This is a genomic window from Rhizobacter sp. P2_H2 (genome assembly GCF_056403375.1).
On the sequence record NZ_JBFUFP010001620.1, the window covers coordinates 1 to 819 of the forward strand.

Annotated in this window: 2 protein-coding genes; one reads left to right on the forward strand and one right to left on the reverse strand. The window is 68.5% G+C overall.

The genetic code is table 11. The features are described from left to right. The coding region (locus tag AC1D15_RS35155) for an NAD-dependent epimerase/dehydratase family protein (protein ID WP_477829724.1) at positions 1-565 on the reverse strand (565 nt) is incomplete at its 3' end. Between the two features lie 34 nt (positions 566-599). Between AC1D15_RS35155 and AC1D15_RS35160 the strand changes: the two genes are divergently transcribed. Next, on the forward strand, positions 600-819 hold a 220-nt coding region (locus AC1D15_RS35160; RefSeq protein WP_477829725.1), incomplete at its 3' end, for a cupin domain-containing protein.

The window sequence follows — 819 nt, forward strand, 5'->3', positions numbered from 1 at the left end:
GATTGACGGCGGACAGTTCCAGCCCGCGCCCTTCCCTCGCGACGAAATCCCACGCCGCGCGCTCCGCGAGCGTCTTCGACTTCTGGTACGGCCACACATGGCCCGACAGGTCGGTCCAGTCGGTCTCGTCGAACGGCCGCGTCATCGGCCCGTGGCCGATGCCCACCGCACCGAAGGCCGAGGTCAGCACCACGCGCCGCACGCCGGCATCGCGCGCAGCCCGCAGCACGCGCAGGTTGCCGTCGACCGCGGGCACGATCCAGTCCTCTTCGCGGACCTGATCGCCCGACGGCGTGGGTGACGCACCGTGCAGCACGTAGCGGCATCCGGCGGCGGCCTGTGCCCACCCCGCGTCAGCCGTCAGGTCGGCCTCGACGAACACGAGGCGATCCCCCGGCTCAGCGCCACCGGCGCGCAGGTTGGCACGCACCTCCGCCTCGCGTTCCCGCGAGCGCACGGTGGTGCGCACGCGGTGGCCGCGCGCCAGCAGCGCGAGGATGCAGTGCTGCGCGATGAAGCCGGTGCCACCGGTCACGAGGACAAGTTCTTCGTTGAATTGATTCATGCCGAGACGATAGGACGCCGCAGCCGGACTGTGAATGCTTGAACGTTCGCAATACTTGCGCGACAGTACGCAAATGCAGACCGATCCGTTCTCCGACATCCTCAAGTACACGCGCGCGGAATCGCTCGTCACCGGGGGATTCACCGCCGGCGGCGCCTGGGCGATCCGGTTTCCGGCGCCGGAGAAGATCAAGTTCTTCGCGATCGTCAAAGGCAGTTGCTGGGTTCGCATCGACGGCGAGCCCGAGCCGATCC